Origin of the sequence: Planobispora longispora (assembly GCF_016863135.1) — a bacterium.
GTDB lineage: Bacteria > Actinomycetota > Actinomycetes > Streptosporangiales > Streptosporangiaceae > Planobispora > Planobispora longispora.
On the sequence record NZ_BOOH01000072.1, the window covers coordinates 1 to 14,340 of the forward strand.

At 70.9% G+C, this 14,340-nt stretch carries 12 protein-coding genes; 3 read left to right on the forward strand and 9 right to left on the reverse strand.

Annotated elements, in window-relative coordinates; genetic code table 11:
- Window positions 1–144: 144 nt before the first annotated feature.
- Window positions 145–753 carry a TetR/AcrR family transcriptional regulator gene (locus Plo01_RS37985; RefSeq protein WP_203895642.1) on the reverse strand — a complete coding sequence of 203 codons (609 nt, stop codon included), beginning with the start codon at window positions 751–753 and terminating at the stop codon, window positions 145–147.
- A 25-nt stretch (window positions 754–778) separates the two neighbouring features.
- Between Plo01_RS37985 and Plo01_RS37990 the strand changes: the two genes are divergently transcribed.
- A complete protein-coding gene (locus tag Plo01_RS37990) occupies window positions 779–2,281 on the forward strand; it encodes a flavin monoamine oxidase family protein (protein WP_203895643.1) in 1,503 nt (500 codons plus the stop codon).
- A 34-nt stretch (window positions 2,282–2,315) separates the two neighbouring features.
- On the opposite strand, the gene Plo01_RS37995 is transcribed toward Plo01_RS37990, so the two are convergent.
- Together Plo01_RS37995 and Plo01_RS38000 are read right to left on the reverse strand one after the other, a co-directional pair.
- Window positions 2,316–2,687 (reverse strand): hypothetical protein, encoded by a 372-nt coding sequence (locus Plo01_RS37995; protein ID WP_203895644.1) that lies wholly within the window; start codon window positions 2,685–2,687, stop codon window positions 2,316–2,318.
- Window positions 2,688–3,073: 386 nt separating this feature from the next.
- The gene (locus tag Plo01_RS38000; RefSeq protein ID WP_203895645.1) at window positions 3,074–3,940 is read right to left on the reverse strand and encodes an ATP-grasp domain-containing protein; all 867 of its coding nucleotides are present in this window, start codon (window positions 3,938–3,940) and stop codon (window positions 3,074–3,076) included.
- Window positions 3,941–4,359: 419 nt separating this feature from the next.
- Between Plo01_RS38000 and rox the strand changes: the two genes are divergently transcribed.
- Window positions 4,360–5,784 (forward strand): rifampin monooxygenase, encoded by a 1,425-nt coding sequence (gene rox, locus Plo01_RS38005; protein WP_203895670.1) that lies wholly within the window; start codon window positions 4,360–4,362, stop codon window positions 5,782–5,784.
- Between the two features lie 94 nt (window positions 5,785–5,878).
- Here the strand turns inward: rox and Plo01_RS38010 are convergent, their stop codons facing one another.
- The gene (locus Plo01_RS38010; RefSeq protein WP_203895646.1) at window positions 5,879–6,433 is read right to left on the reverse strand and encodes a dihydrofolate reductase family protein; all 555 of its coding nucleotides are present in this window, start codon (window positions 6,431–6,433) and stop codon (window positions 5,879–5,881) included.
- Window positions 6,434–6,595: 162 nt separating this feature from the next.
- On the opposite strand from Plo01_RS38010, the gene Plo01_RS38015 reads away from it, so the two are divergent.
- Window positions 6,596–6,877, forward strand: a complete 282-nt coding sequence (locus tag Plo01_RS38015; RefSeq protein ID WP_203895647.1) for a metal-sensitive transcriptional regulator — start codon at window positions 6,596–6,598, stop codon at window positions 6,875–6,877.
- 15 nt (window positions 6,878–6,892) lie between these two features.
- Here the strand turns inward: Plo01_RS38015 and narI are convergent, their stop codons facing one another.
- The 5 genes from narI to Plo01_RS38040 all read right to left on the reverse strand — a co-directional run bounded on the left by narI (window position 6,893) and on the right by Plo01_RS38040 (window position 14,309).
- A complete protein-coding gene (gene narI, locus Plo01_RS38020; protein WP_203895648.1) occupies window positions 6,893–7,627 on the reverse strand; it encodes a respiratory nitrate reductase subunit gamma in 735 nt (244 codons plus the stop codon).
- On the reverse strand, window positions 7,624–8,250 hold the full coding sequence (gene narJ / locus Plo01_RS38025; RefSeq protein WP_203895649.1) for a nitrate reductase molybdenum cofactor assembly chaperone: 627 nt from the start codon (window positions 8,248–8,250) through the stop codon (window positions 7,624–7,626). The genes narI and narJ overlap by 4 nt, the downstream gene beginning before the upstream one ends.
- On the reverse strand, window positions 8,247–9,902 hold the full coding sequence (narH, locus tag Plo01_RS38030; protein WP_203895650.1) for a nitrate reductase subunit beta: 1,656 nt from the start codon (window positions 9,900–9,902) through the stop codon (window positions 8,247–8,249). Before narH ends, narJ begins: the two co-directional genes overlap by 4 nt.
- On the reverse strand, window positions 9,902–13,597 hold the full coding sequence (locus tag Plo01_RS38035) for a nitrate reductase subunit alpha (protein ID WP_203895651.1): 3,696 nt from the start codon (window positions 13,595–13,597) through the stop codon (window positions 9,902–9,904). The genes narH and Plo01_RS38035 overlap by 1 nt, the downstream gene beginning before the upstream one ends.
- A gap of 274 nt (window positions 13,598–13,871) precedes the next feature.
- On the reverse strand, window positions 13,872–14,309 hold the full coding sequence (locus Plo01_RS38040) for a hypothetical protein (protein WP_203895652.1): 438 nt from the start codon (window positions 14,307–14,309) through the stop codon (window positions 13,872–13,874).
- Window positions 14,310–14,340: the final 31 nt, after the last annotated feature.

Below are 14,340 nucleotides of genomic sequence, written 5' to 3' on the forward strand. Positions count from 1 at the left end.
CTGGTGATCGGCCGGACGCCTGAGCGGGCGGGCTGGTGATCGGCCGGACGCCTGAGCGGGCGGGCTGGTGATCGGCCGGACGCCTGAGCGGGCGCGCCCCTCCCCCGGCCGCGCCGCCGCAAGCCGCCGTCGGCACCCCGTTCGTCAATCGCCGGCGGCGAGCCGTCGAGCGAGCGCCTGCGCCGCGGCCGCCTGCCCGGGCGGGAACCCCAGTCGCTGCATGGCGGCGTTGTGTTCGGCCAGACAGACGATCTGGTAGGCGATCTGTTCAGCCGGGGCGTCGGGCGGCAGGTCGGGACGGTCGAGCCGGATGCCCGCGGCCAGCAGCTCCACCAGCAGGTCGTAGGCGCCGCGCAGCCGGTCGCGGAGGGCGGGGTCGCGTGCGGCCTCGTGGAAGAGCTCGTCGAAGGCGCGGTCCGGGAAGTCCGCGTCGGCCGTCCATTCACGGCTGAACAGGTAGCGGATGATCTCTCGCGCGCCCGGCCGTTCCCCGACCGCACCCCGGATCAGTTCGCTGTAGCGCTCGATGAGGGTCGCGGCGGCGTCGTGCACGAGCTGCGCCCGGTTGCCCATGTAGTGGCGGATGACGGAGCGCTGCACCCCCGAGGCGGCCGCGACGTCGTCCAGGCTCACCGATTCCAGGCCCCTCTCGCAGATCAGGGCGAGGAAGGCGTTCACGATCTGCTGCCGCCGGACCACGGCCATGTCGGGCCGGCCACGGCGGCTGTTGCGAACGGCAGGTTTGTCTTCCACAACACAGTAGTTTATTTTAATCATCATGATGATGAAAAAATGCTGGGGCAGATCGCTCGGACGACGGACGCTGCTGGCGGGCCTTCTCTCGACGGCGGGGCTGGGAGCGACGGGGTGCGAGTCACAGCCGGTCTCGACGGACACACCGCCGACCGGCCCCGGCGGCCGTGACCTGGTCCTGGACGACGGCACCTCGCGCGTGCCCGCCGCGCCTCCCGGAAGGGTCACCAAGGTGGCGGTCGTCGGCGCGGGGATCGCCGGCCTGATCGCCGCCAGGGCGCTGCACCAGGCGGGCGTGGAGGTCACCGTCCTCGAGGCCCGGGACAGGGTCGGCGGCCGCCTGCACACGGCCGACCTGGACGGGGTGCCGGTCGACCTCGGCGCGGCGTGGGTGCACGACGGCACCGGATCACCGCTGCTGCCGGTGTTCGACGCACTCGGGACGCCGCTGCTGCCCGCGGTCGTCGACCACCTGCTGGGCTCCGCGAGCGTGCTGAACCGCGCCACCGGGCGGTTCCCCGATCCGCGCCTGGCGGACGGGCTCACCGGCCTCATGGGCGCCCTCGAACGTGATCTTCCCCGCCTGGCGCGCCGGAAGGGGAACCGCATGTCCCTGCGGGAGGCGATCGACAGCCTCGCCGGCGGCGTCCCCCCGCAGGCGGCGACCACCGTGGAGGCCCTGCTCAGCCTGTACGACGGTGTCGACGCCGACCGGCTCGGCCTGGGGAACGCCGCGGAGTTCCTCAGCGGCGGGGCCATGGGAGACCGGGACAGGTTCCCCCGGGGCGGTTACGGGCCCCTGGTCGAGGCCCTGGCCGCCGGGCTCGACATCCGGACGGGCACGCCGGTACGGCGGATCCGCCAGCGCGCCGACGGCGTGACCGTCGTCCACGACCACGGCGAGCTGCAGGCCGGCCACGTCCTGATCACCGTGCCGCTCGGGGTGCTCAAAGCCGATGCGATCGCCTTCGACCCGGTCCTGCCCGCCCCCAAGGCGACGGCGATCCGGCGGATGGGCTTCGGCGCCTTCGAGAAGGTCGCCCTCGCCTACCCGCGTCCGCTGTGGCGGGACGGGAAGCCACAGCACATCGTCGTCGCCGGCCCCGACCGCGCCTGGCCGCTGATCCTCGATCTGTCCGCGTGGTACGAGCGGCCCGTGATGGTGGCCCTGAACCCCGGCTCGCGGGCCGCGGCCACCGCCGCCCTCCCCGAACACGAGCGGATCGCCCAGGTCCGCCAGATCATCGACCAGGCCACCGGGGGGAAGGCCCCGGAACCGACCGCGGCGGCGGCCACGGACTGGGCCGTCGATCCGTACATCCGCGGCTGCTACTCCAGCCTCGCCCGCGACAGCGACGCCCGGGAGGGCATCGCCGACCTGGCCGCGATGGAGGCGCCCCACGGACGCGTCCTGTTCGCCGGCGAAGCCACGCATCCCCGTTTCGCCGTGGTCGACGGCGCCTGGCTCAGCGGGCTCCGGGAGGCCAAACGACTTCTGCAGCGGCCCCGGTTGAACCTGACCCTCTGAACGGAGGACCACCGGCGCCAGAAGAGGCGGTCTCTCAGACCTCGAGTTTCTCCTCGATGGCGCGCAGATGGTGCCGCGCCAGGGCCAGGTTGGCCCGGGTGCGGTCGAGCGCGAGGTAGAGGAAGAGCCCCTTGCCGCTCCGGCCGGTGATCGGCCGGATCACGTGGTACTGCCGGGTGAGGGTGATGAGGATGTCCTCGATGGTGTCCTTCAGGCCCAGGGACTCCATCGTGCGGAGCTTGGCCTTGACGACCTCGGTGTTCCCCGCCGCGGCGACCTGGAGGTCCAGGTCCTTGGAGCCGCCGAGCGAGCCCAGCGCCATCCCGCTGTTGTAGTCCACGACCACCGCGCCGAGGGCGCCGTCGATCGCCATCATCTCCTTGAGGGAGACCTCCATGCTGGCCATTGCCTTCTCCGATTCCGTGAGGGATTGACATGCGGACGGGGGCGGCGGCCGGATCCACCGCCGCCGTGCGCCCCTGCCGGCGCAGGGACGCGGGCACCTCGACCAGAAAAGCGTTATCGGCCAGCGTAGAGATTCACCGACGGATGCCACGGGGACCTGTTACACCGGATATACGACAAGAAGAAGAATTCAACTCCCGGGTAGAAAAATATGCATCCCGGATGGATTGTCAGTGCAGGTCATCGGCGATATCCGTATTTTCTCGCCCGACAGGACAGGGCGACCGATCCCTTTGCACGGAAATTGCGAACCGCATTTCTGGAATCCTTCTTCATTGCTTATGTTCCGGCGATCCGGCCGGGCGGCCGGGCTGCCAAGCGGAAGCCTTACCCCTTGGCCGTGAGCAGCGCATCGGCCAGCACCCCGGGGTCGGCCGCGGACGGCCAGTCGCTCACCTGCCCGTCGCCCGCCTCGATGACCCGCCAGACCCCGTCGGCCCGCCGTACGAGATCGGTCGTGACGAACCGGACGCCGAGGTTCCGCACCGCCTCGCGCACCTCGTCCAGGATCTCGGGCCGCCCGACGACGTCTTCGGGACTGTCGGGGTGCGGCCCGGCGAACACCGCTTCCCCGTCCACCCACCACACCCGCACCTGCGCCCCGGTGAAGCGCTCGAACTGCCGGATCACCAGGCCACCGGTCAGGTCCTCCCCCTGCAACTCGACGAACCGGGCCGCCACCCGCTCCAACGCCTCCGGGTCCGGCGCGTGACACGCCTCCGCCCATTCGTGCTTGCGTGACTTCACGTAGTCCTTGACCACGAAGCCCGTCTCCCCCAGTCCGCCCGCCAGCCGGGCCAGCCGCTGCCCGCGCGGCGCGCGCTCGCCCGGCGCCATCGGCACCACGGCCGTGCGCGGCGTCAGCTCCCGGAAGCAGTGCAGCCAGCCGGGCAGCTCATGGGCGCGGCGGTAGCGGCCGGCGTCGGTGAGCAGGCGGCAGCCCCTGGCCCGCAGCGCCTCCTCCAGCTCCGCGTACTGCCCGGACCGGAGCATCCAGCCGCGGTACCACACCGGGCCGAACCCCTCGGGCACCCGCGCCACCGCCTCCTCGGCCCGGCCGGCCACCAGCGCATCGTGATCGATCAGCGCCAGGGGCCCGTCCCTGTCCCGTACGGCCAGCATCTGCGCGGCGAAGTGCGGATCGACCCGCCGGGGCCGGAGCGGATCGGCACAGAACAGAAAGCCCACGGTCATGGTCCATGAGGATATGAGCCCCGCGCACCGCCCTCATCCGGATATCCGTTCACCTCGCGCGGAAAGTCACCTCGCATGGAAAGTCACCTCGCATGGAAAGTCACCTCGCACGGAAAGGGGTGGACGGGATGATCCCCGGGCTTGTAACTTGCAGCTGACCGTGACACCGCCCGAGGAGGTGAGCCCCATGAACGCTGTATCGATGTGGGTGCTCCCCCTTCCCGTCGCGGTCGGGCGATCGACGTAGGCGTCGCCGGGAGCGCCTCGCCACAAGGCACTCCTGAAAGGCAACACCTATGCACTCTTCACAGGTCGCCGCCGAGCCGCCGTCGGACGACAGGGGCGGGCCCGGCTCCACGGTGGGCGACGTCCCCGGGGTTCTCCGGCCGCCGGCCTCCGGCGCCGGTCGCGCGCCCCTCATGTTCGATGTGATCATCGCCGGGTGCGGGCCGACCGGCGCGACGCTGGCCGCCGAACTGCGGCTGCACGATGTGCGGGTACTCGTCCTGGAGAAGGAGACCGAGCCCGCGTCGTTCGTCCGCATCGTCAGTCTGCACATGCGCAGTCTCGAGCTGATGGCGATGCGCGGACTGCTGGAGCGCATCCTCCGGCATGGAAGGCAGCGTCCGGCCGGTGGTCTCTTCGCCGCCATCCCCAAACCCGTGCCCAAGGGCCTGGATTCCGCGTACGCCTATCTGCTCGGCATCCCCCAGCCGGTCATCGAACGTCTGCTCGAAGAGCATGCGATCGAACTGGGCGCGCAGATCCGGCGCGGTTGCGCGGTCGCCGGTTTCGAGCAGGACGACGAGGGTGTGACCGTCGAGCTGGCCGACGGGGAACGGCTGCGTTCGCGCTATCTCGTCGGCTGCGACGGCGGGCGCAGTACGGTGCGCAAACTGCTCGGCGTCGGCTTCCCCGGCGAGCCCTCACGGACCGAGACGCTGATGGGCGAGATGGAGGTGGGCGTGCCGCAGGAGGAGATCGCCGCCAGGGTGGCCGGGGTCGGCGAGATCCATCGGCCGTTCTGGCTGCGGCCCTTCGGCACGGAGGTCTACAGCGTCGTGGTCCCCGCCGCGGGAGTCGGCGACCGTGCGGAACCGCCCACCCTCGAGGACTTCAGGCAACAGTTGCGCGCCATCGCCGGAACCGATTTCGGCGTGCACTCCCCGCGCTGGTTGTCCCGCTTCGGGGATGCCACCCGGCTGGCCGAACGTTATCGGGTCGGACGGGTGCTGCTGGCCGGCGACGCGGCGCACATCCATCCGCCCATCGGCGGGCAGGGCCTCAACCTGGGCGTTCAGGACGCGTTCAACCTCGGCTGGAAGCTGGCCGCGCAGATCCGCGGCTGGGCGCCGGAAACCCTGCTGGACACCTACCAGGCCGAACGTCATCCGGTCGCCGAGGACGTGCTGGACAACACCCGCGCCCAGACGGAGCTGCTGTCCCCCGGACCGGGCCCGCAGGCCGTGCGCAGGCTGCTCACCGAGCTGATGGACTTCGACGAGGTGAACCGCCATCTGATCGAGAAGATCGCCGCGATCGGCGTCCGCTACGACTTCGGCGAGGGCCCCGACCTGCTCGGCCGCCGCATGCGCGACATCGACGTCAAACAGGGCCGCCTGTACGGTCTGCTGCACCGCGGCCGCGGCCTGCTGCTGGATCGCACCGAACGCCTGACGGCCGGCGGCTGGTCGGACCGGGTCGACTACCTCGCGGATCCCACTGCGGCACTGGACGTTCCGTGCGTCCTGCTGCGCCCCGACGGCCACGTCGCCTGGATCGGCGACGATCAGCAGGACCTGGACGAGCGCCTCTCCCGCTGGTTCGGCGAGCCCGCCGGCTGATCCCGCCTGAGCACGACCGATCCCGCCCGGGCGGCGGCCGTCCCGCCGCCGGGCCCCGCGCGGGTGCGCCCGCGCGGGGCCCGCTCCCGGCCGGTCAGGGGCGCACGTAGCGCCGGAACACGATCCCCGAGGCGAAGGAACGGTGCTCGACCAGGCGCAGCCGCAGTTCTTCCCCCACGGGCAGGTACGGCTTGCCGCCCCCGATGATCACCGGGAACGCGTACACCCAGAACTCGTCGATCAGGTCCAGCAGGGAGGCGGCCAGCTCGGGGCCGCCGAGCTGGAGAGTGCCGTCGATCTCCTGCTTGAGGCGCGTCACCGCGGACACGGCGTCCTTGCGGCGGACGATCGTGAGCCCTTCGGGGACGGTCTGGAGGGTGTCGGAGAAGACGTACCGCGGCGTCTCCCTGTAGAACCGGGCGAACTCCCGCTCGAGGGCCGGGGCGCCTTCCTTGCCGAGCTCCTGCGTCCAGGGCTTTTCCATCGCCTCATACAGCCGCCGCCCGAACAGGAACGCCGCGGTCCGGCGGACATGGTCGTTCGCCGCCTGCCGGAAGTCCTCGCCCGGGTCCATGAAGTCCATGCCACCGCGGGAGTCCTCGATGTAGCCGTCGATCGAGGTGTTCATCCAGTAGATGACCCTGCCCATGAACCCCTCCTTGGTCCCGGCCCGCGAGCGGAGATCACATCGCGATCCTACGTCCGTTTCCCCCGGCCGCCCTCATCCGGTGACGACGAATCCCGCAATCCGAAATACCGTAGGGGGGTATAGTGTTATGGAGGGGGAACGAGGACGACCGGAGGCGGGCACATGGCCGGATACAGCCACGACAAGCAGGACCACCTCAAGCGGCTGCGCCGCGTCGAGGGGCAGGTGCGCGGCCTGCAGCGGATGGTCGAAGAAGACAAGTACTGCATCGACATCCTGACCCAGGTCTCCGCGGCCAACCGGGCCCTGCAGTCCTTCGCCCTGTCCCTGCTGGAGGAGCACATGGCGCACTGCGTGGCCGACGCCACCGCCAAGGGCGGCGCCGAGGCCGAGGCCAAGGTCAAGGAGGCCGCCGACGCCATCGCCCGCCTCGTCCGCTCCTGAGCAGTCCGCTCCCGTTCACCGGGAGGTCGGCTCCCAGCCCCGGCGGGGCGCGCGGGTCCCGGCCCGCTGTTCGTCGCGGCTGCGGTAGACGACGTAGGGCCGGGTCAGATAGCCGACCGGGGCGGTCAGCATGTGCACCAGCCGGGTGAACGGCCAGATCGCGAACAGCAGCAGCGCGCTGAGCGCGTGCAGCTGGAACAGCAGCGGCGCGCCCGCCATCAGCGCCGGGTCCGGCTGGAAGTAGAAGATCGACCTGAACCACGGGGAGATGGTCGTGCGGTAGTCGTAGCCGCCGCCGACGATGTTGGCCATCACGGTGGCGACCAGGCCGAGCACGATCGTCACGGCCAGGACGGCGTACATCAGCTTGTCGTTGCGGGTGGTGGCGGTGAACACCGGGCCGACGGTGCGCCGCCGGTAGATCAGGATCGCGATGCCGCCCAGGGTCGCCACGCCCGCGATCGTGCCCAGCACCACCGCGACCAGATGGTAGGCCTCCTCGCTGATCCCGGCCGCCTCGGTCCAGCTCTTGGGGATCACCAGGCCGCCGATGTGGCCCAGCGCCACCACCAGGATGCCGAAGTGGAACAGCGGGCTGCCGATGCGCAGCAGCCTCGATTCGTACATCTGCGACGAGCGGGTGGTCCAGCCGAACTTGTCGTAGCGGTAGCGCCACACGTGGCCCAGGACGAACACCGTCAGCGCCACGTACGGCGCCACCACCCACAGCAGCACATCGAGTGCGTTCACCGGCTTGCCTCCATCACGGCGTAGGGTTCCAGGCCGACTTCCTCGGCCGGCGGCCCCGAGGCCGCCAGGCGCAGCGCGGCCTCTTTCTCGCGCGGGCCGGCCGGCGGCAACGTCGCCAGCACCGCCGCCACGACGTCGGCGTACGGCGAGTCCTCCGTCTCCAGCGCCGTGCGCAGCAGCTCCAGGCCGGCCCGGTTCTCCAGCAGCAGCCGCCGCCCCTCGCGGACCGCGCCGCGGGCGAGGAGCTCGCACACCACGGCCAGGTGGTCGGGAAGCTCTCCGTCGGCGAGCTCGAAGCCCGCCGCGCGGAAGGCGTGCTTGAACCGCAGCAGCGCCGCGCCCCGTTTGCGGGTGTCGCCGTAGCCGTAGTAGGTCAGGTACAGGCAGCAGCGCCGCTTGAGGTCGAAGGTCGCCACGTAGTGGGCGGCCAGCTCGGTGCGGGGTGTGGCCTCGACGTGGGACAGGAACGCCTCCAGGTGGGTGCGGACCCGCCCCGCGGGCAGGGCGGCCACCGAGGAGGCCAGCACCCGCCGCCCGCCGTACAACGTGTCGTCGGGGTAGCCGAGCAGCACCGAGGCCGCCATGTGGGCGGTGCGCAGCTCGCCTTCGCTCAGCGCGCTCATGACTCCTTCTTCCCGTTCTTCGGGAACAGCCCGTCCGGGGTGCCCTTGCCGTCCCAGTTGAGCAGGTTGACCCGGCCGCGCAGTTCGTGGGCGTCGTCGATGTCGTCGCCGGCCTGCCGCTCCCGCAGCGCGTGGAAGTTCTCCACCGCGATCGGCGCGGGCCGCCCCGACGCCTCGCCGAAGGGGCCGCCCATGCCGGGCCCGCCGTCGTAGTCGAGGCTGCACCCGGTGGCCAGCTCCTCCAGCTGCGCGCCCTGCTCGGCGTGGGCCTTGGGGATGACGTACCGCTCGCCGTAGGGGGCGATGGCCAGCAGCCGGTGCATCGCCTCGATGCCCTCGCCCGTCATGCCGACCGCCGCCGCGATCGACTCGTCGGCTTTCTGCCCGAGGTTGAGGCGGCGCATGTAGGAGCGCATCGCCGCCAGGCGGCGCAGCACGCCGCGCACCGGCTCGGGGTCCCCGGCGGTGAACAGCTCGGCCAGATAGCCGATCGGGATGCGCAGCGCGTCGATCGCGCCGAACAGGTTCCCGGCGTCCTCGCCGTCGTGCCCGGTCTCGGCCAGCACGTCCACCACCGGCGACAGCGGCGGGATGTACCAGACCATCGGCATCGTCCGGTACTCCGGATGCAGCGGCAGCGCCACCCCGAACTCGAAGATCAGCTTGTGGATGGGGGAACGGCGCGCCGCCTCCAGCCAGTCCTCCGGGATGCCCTCGGCCCGCGCGGCGGCGATCACCGCCGGGTCGTGCGGATCCAGCATCACGCTTTTCTGCGCCTCGTACAGCGCCCTGTCGTCGGCCACCGAGGCGGCCTCCGTCACCCGGTCGGCGTCGTACAGGATGATCCCGATGTAGCGCAGCCGGCCCACGCACGTCTCCGAGCAGACGGTGGGCAGGCCGACCTCCACCCGCGGGAAGCAGAACGTGCACTTCTCGGCCTTGCCGGTGCGGTGGTTGAAGTACACCTTCTTGTACGGGCAGCCCGTCACGCACATCCGCCAGCCGCGGCAGCGGTCCTGGTCCACCAGCACGATCCCGTCCTCCGAGCGCTTGTACATCGCCCCCGACGGGCACGACGACACGCACGAGGGGTTGAGGCAGTGCTCGCAGATCCGCGGCAGGTAGAACATGAACGCCTGCTCGAAGGAGAGCGTGACCTGGTCCGACACCTTGCGCAGCACCGGGTCGGAAGGAGCCAGCTCCGGCGCCCCGGCCAGGTTGTCGTCCCAGTTCGCGCTCCAGCTGATCTTCGTGGGCTCACCGGTGATCAGCGAGCGGGGCCGCGCCACCGGCGTGTCGGCCTGCATCGGCGCGGAGAACAGCCGGTCGTAGTCGTAGGTCCAGGGCTCGTAGTAGTCCTGGATCGACGGCATCAGCGGGTTGGCGAAGATCGAGAACAGTTTCTTCAGCCGCCCCCCGGCCTTCAGCTTCAGCCGGCCGCGGGCGTTGAGCTCCCAGCCGCCCTTCCACTTCTCCTGATCCTGGTAGGTGCGGGGATATCCCTGCCCGGGCCGGGTCTCGACGTTGTTGAACCACACGTACTCGGTGCCGGCCCGGTTGGTCCACGCCTGCTTGCAGGTGACCGAACAGGTGTGGCAGCCGATGCACTTGTCCAGGTTCATGACCATGGCCAGCTGTGCCATGACGCGCATCAGTAGTCGACCTCCTGGCTGCGGCGGCGGATCACGGTGACCTCGTCGCGCTGGTTACCGGTCGGCCCCAGGTAGTTGAACGCGAACGACAACTGGGCGTAGCCGCCGATCAGATGGGTTGGTTTGATCATCAGCCGGGTGAGGGAGTTGTGGATGCCGCCCCGCTTGCCGGAGATCTCGCTCTTGGGCACGTCCACCACCCTTTCTTGGGCGTGGTACATGTACACCGTCCCGGTCGGCATGCGGTGCGAGACGATGGCGCGCGCCACCACGACGCCGTTGCGGTTGACCGCCTCCACCCAGTCGTTGTCGCGGATCCCGGCCCGCCCGGCGTCGGCCGGGCTCATCCAGATGTTCGGCCCGCCCCGCGACAGGGTGAGCATCAGCAGGTTGTCCTGGTACTCGGAGTGGATCGACCACTTCGAATGCGGTGTCAGGTAGCGCACGGTGATCCCGTCGACGCCCTGCTCACCGCCCTCGCCGATGCCCGGCTCGCCGAACAGCACCGTCATGTTCAGCGGCGGCCGGTAGACCGGCAGCGCCTCCCCCGCCTCGTGGATCCAGTCGTGGTCCAGGAAGAAGTGCTGGCGGCCGGTGAGGGTGTGCCACGGCTTGCGGTGCTCGACGTTGATGGTGAACGCCGAGTACCGGCGCCCGCCGGTCTCGCTGCCCGACCACTCCGGCGAGGTGGTCACCGGGACGGGGCGCGCCTGGGTGTCGGCGAAGGTGATCTGCTTGTGCGAATCGGCCAGGCCGTCGAAGCTGGTGCCGGTACGGCGGCCCAGGGTGGCGAAGCCCTGGTCGGCCAAGTGCCCGTTGGTGGTGCCCGACAGCGCCAGGATCGCCTCGCACATGTCGACGTCGCGCGCCAGGCTGGGCCGTCCGTCGGCCACGCCGCCGCGCACCGTGCCGTTCATCCGGCCCAGCCGCTCCACCTCGGCCGTCACCTGGTAGGTCAGGCCCTTGGTGGTGGTGCCGAGGGTGTCCAGCAGCGGTCCGAGCGCGGCCATCTTCTCGGCGATCGCGCCGTAGTCCCGCTCCACCACCGTGATCTTCGGGAAGTTCCTGCCGGGGACGGGCACCGTGCCCGCGGCCCGCCAGTCGTCCACCACGCCGTGGGGGTTGGCGTACTCGTCGGGGGTGTCGTGCAGCAGCGGAACCGCCACCACGTCCTTGCGCACGCCCAGGTGCGTCTTGGCCAGCGCGCTGAACGCCTTGGCGACGGCGTGGAAGGCGGCGAAGTCGGTGCGGGTCTGCCAGGGCGGGTCGATCGCCGGGCTGAAGGCGTGCACGAACGGGTGCATGTCGGTCGAGGACAGGTCGTGCTTCTCGTACCAGGTGGCGGCCGGCAGCACGATGTCGGAGAACAGCGTCGTCGACGTCATCCGGAAGTCCAGCGACAGCAGCAGGTCCAGCTTGCCCTGCGGCGCCTGCTCGTGCCACGTCACGTCGGCGGGCCGCTGCTCGGGTGCGGCCTCGTGCGCGCGCACCGCCCCCTCGGCGCCCAGCAGGTGCTTGAGGAAGTACTCGTTGCCCTTGGCCGACGATCCCAGCAGGTTGGCCCGCCACACCGTCAGCACCCGCGGCCAGTTGGCCGGCGCGTCCGGATCCTCGCAGGCGAAGCCCAGCTCGCCGGAGGCCGCCTTGGCCGCGACGTACGGCCCCGCCTCCTGCCCGGAGGCCGCCACCTCGTCCGCCAGCTCCAGGCTGTTTCGGTTGAAGGTGGGATAGGAGGGCATCCAGCCCATCCGCGCCGACTGCGAGAGCAGGTCCGCCGTCGCCTTGCCGGCGAACGCCCCGCGCGAGGCCAGCGGCGAGGCCACCACGTCGGCGCTGTAGGTGTCGTAGCGCCACTGGTCGGTGTGCAGGTACCAGAACGCGGTGCCGATCATCTGCCGGGGCGGGCGCGACCAGTCGGTGCCGAACGCCATGTGCGCCCACCCGGTGACCGGCCGGCACTTCTCCTGGCCGACGTAGTGGGCCCAGCCGCCGCCGTTGACGCCCTGGCAGCCGGTCAGCGTGGTCAGCGCCAGCATCGCCCGGTAGATGGTGTCGGAGTGGAACCAGTGGTTCGTCCCCGCCCCCATGATGATCATCGAGCGGCCGTGCGACTCCTCGGCGTTGCGCGCGAACTCCCGCGCGATCCTCACCACCTGCGCCGCCGGCACTCCCGTGATCCGTTCCTGCCAGGCCGGGGTGTACGGCGCCTGCGCGTCGTCGTACGACGCCGGCCACTGACCGGGAAGATTCTCACGTCCTACGCCGTACTGGGCGAGCATCAGGTCGAACACCGTCGTCACCGGATGGCCGGCGACCTGCCGGACCGGCACGTCGCGCAGTATCACGCCGTCGGCGCCGCCGGAGGCGCCGTCCTGGTCGAAGCGGGGCAACGCCACCGCCGTGGTGGACCCGCCCTCGCCGTCGTCGAGCGTCAGCGCCGGGTCGACGCCCTGCAGGTCCAGGTTCCAGCGGCCCTCGCCCTCGGGACCGTAGCGGAAGCCGAGCGAGCCGTTGGGCACCACCGGCTCGCCGGTCGCCGCATCCAGCAGCACCGTCTTGAACGCCGCCTGCTCGCTCTCCTCGCCCAGGTCGGCGGCGGTGAGGAACTTGTCCGGCACGTACGCCCCGGTTTCGGGGTGTTCGCGGAGCCGTACCAGGAACGGCAGGTCGGTGTGGCGCTTGACGTAGTCGGTGAAGTACGGCACCCGCCGCTCGACGAAGAACTCCCGCAGGATCACATGCCCCATGGCCATGGCCAGCGCCCCGTCGGTGCCCGGGTGCGGCGCCATCCACTCGTCGGCGAACTTGGTCGCGTCGTTGTAGTCGGGGGCCACCACCACGACCTTCTGGCCCCGGTAGCGGGCCTCGGTCATGTAGTGCGCGTCCGGCGTGCGCGTCACCGGCACGTTGGAGCCCCACAACATCAGGTAGGCCGCGTCCCACCAGTCGGCCGACTCCGGCACGTCGGTCTGGTCGCCGAACATCTGCGGGGAGGCCACCGGCAGGTCGGCGTACCAGTCGTAGAACGACAACATGGTGCCGCCCAGCAGCGACACGAACCGGGCGCCGGAGGCGTGCGAGACCATCGACATGGCCGGGATCGGGGAGAATCCGGCGACCCGGTCCGGGCCGTAGGTCTTGATCGTGTGCACGTGCGCGGCGGCGATCATCTCGGTCGCCTCGTCCCAGGTGACGCGCACCAGCCCGCCCTTGCCCCGCGCCGACTGGTAGCGGCGCCGCTTGTCCGGGTCGCCGGTGATCTCGGCCCAGGCCGCCACCGGGTCGCCCAGCCGCGCCCTGGCCTCCCGGTACATCTCCACCAGCACTCCGCGCGCGTACGGGAACCGCACCCGGGTGGGCGAGTAGGTGTACCAGGAGAACGCCGCGCCGCGCGGGCAGCCCCGCGGCTCGTACTCCGGCCGGTCCGGCCCCACGCTGGGGTAGTCGGTCTGCTGCGCCTCCCAGGTGATGATCCCGTCCTTGACGTAGACCTTCCAGGAGCACGAACCGGTGCAGTTCACCCCGTGCGTGGAACGCACCACCTTGTCGTGGCTCCACCGGTCCCGGTAGAAGGCGTCGGCCTGGCGGCCGCCGATCTGGTGCAGCGTCCGCAGGTCGTCGGAGACCGTCCCGGCGCGCAGATGCCGGCCCAGCCGCAGCAGGGCGTCGTTGACCGGCCCGTCCATGCCCGCCATATGTGATCCTCTATCTCTCATCACAGATCGGACATCCCCATCTGTTCGCATTGATCACCACATCCGCCGGGAAATCCGTCGATGCCACCCGGTTCCGGTGCCTCACGGCATCGGCTGCCTGATGCGGTTAACTTCATCCTGGCCATGGCCATATCCCGCACTTAGGGTCTTTAGTCCCTCGTAACTGGTTCAAAGGCCCCAAAAGATCGGCCACCGGCCGGAGCCGGTGGCCGGAATCGGCACCCTCGGACTCCAGCGACTCGGGGCCGGAGGATCAGGTGGCGGGCAGCGCGGTCGCCAGCAGCACCACGCCGACCGATCCCACCAGCGCGGTCACCGCCATGGCCCGTGCCAGGGCGGGCCGTCCGGCGCCGGTCGCCCACCCGTGCAGGCCCGCCGCGACCATGACCGCGCAGAACAACGCCAGCTTCGCCGCCAGGATCCGCCCGTAGCCCGGATCGCCCAGCGACTCCCAGGTCACCCCCTTGCGCCAGGCCAGCGCCACGCCGGTGCCCAGTTGCACCGGCAGGAAGACCGCCCCGGTGAAGACGCCGAACCGGCGCCCGACCGCGCGCATCACCTGCGCGCGCCGCTGCTCGTCCAGCAGCCGCCGCGCCAGCGGCAGCACCACCAGCGACACCGTCAGCTGCCCGCCGACCCACAACGCCGCCGACAGCACATGCGCGAAGCGCACCACCGCCCACCAGGTCACGGCGCTTCTCCCTCCACCGCCGCCCGGCCTG

Coding starts and splice junctions, on each gene's coding strand:
- Plo01_RS37990 (WP_203895643.1), top strand. CDS start 779: ATGATGATGAAAAAATGCTGGGGCAGATCGCTCGGACGACGGACGCTG.
- Plo01_RS37995 (WP_203895644.1), bottom strand. CDS start 2,687: ATGGCCAGCATGGAGGTCTCCCTCAAGGAGATGATGGCGATCGACGGC.
- Plo01_RS38000 (WP_203895645.1), bottom strand. CDS start 3,940: ATGACCGTGGGCTTTCTGTTCTGTGCCGATCCGCTCCGGCCCCGGCGG.
- rox (WP_203895670.1), top strand. CDS start 4,360: ATGTTCGATGTGATCATCGCCGGGTGCGGGCCGACCGGCGCGACGCTG.
- Plo01_RS38010 (WP_203895646.1), bottom strand. CDS start 6,433: ATGGGCAGGGTCATCTACTGGATGAACACCTCGATCGACGGCTACATC.
- Plo01_RS38015 (WP_203895647.1), top strand. CDS start 6,596: ATGGCCGGATACAGCCACGACAAGCAGGACCACCTCAAGCGGCTGCGC.
- narJ (WP_203895649.1), bottom strand. CDS start 8,250: ATGAGCGCGCTGAGCGAAGGCGAGCTGCGCACCGCCCACATGGCGGCC.
- narH (WP_203895650.1), bottom strand. CDS start 9,902: ATGCGCGTCATGGCACAGCTGGCCATGGTCATGAACCTGGACAAGTGC.
- Plo01_RS38035 (WP_203895651.1), bottom strand. CDS start 13,597: ATGGCGGGCATGGACGGGCCGGTCAACGACGCCCTGCTGCGGCTGGGC.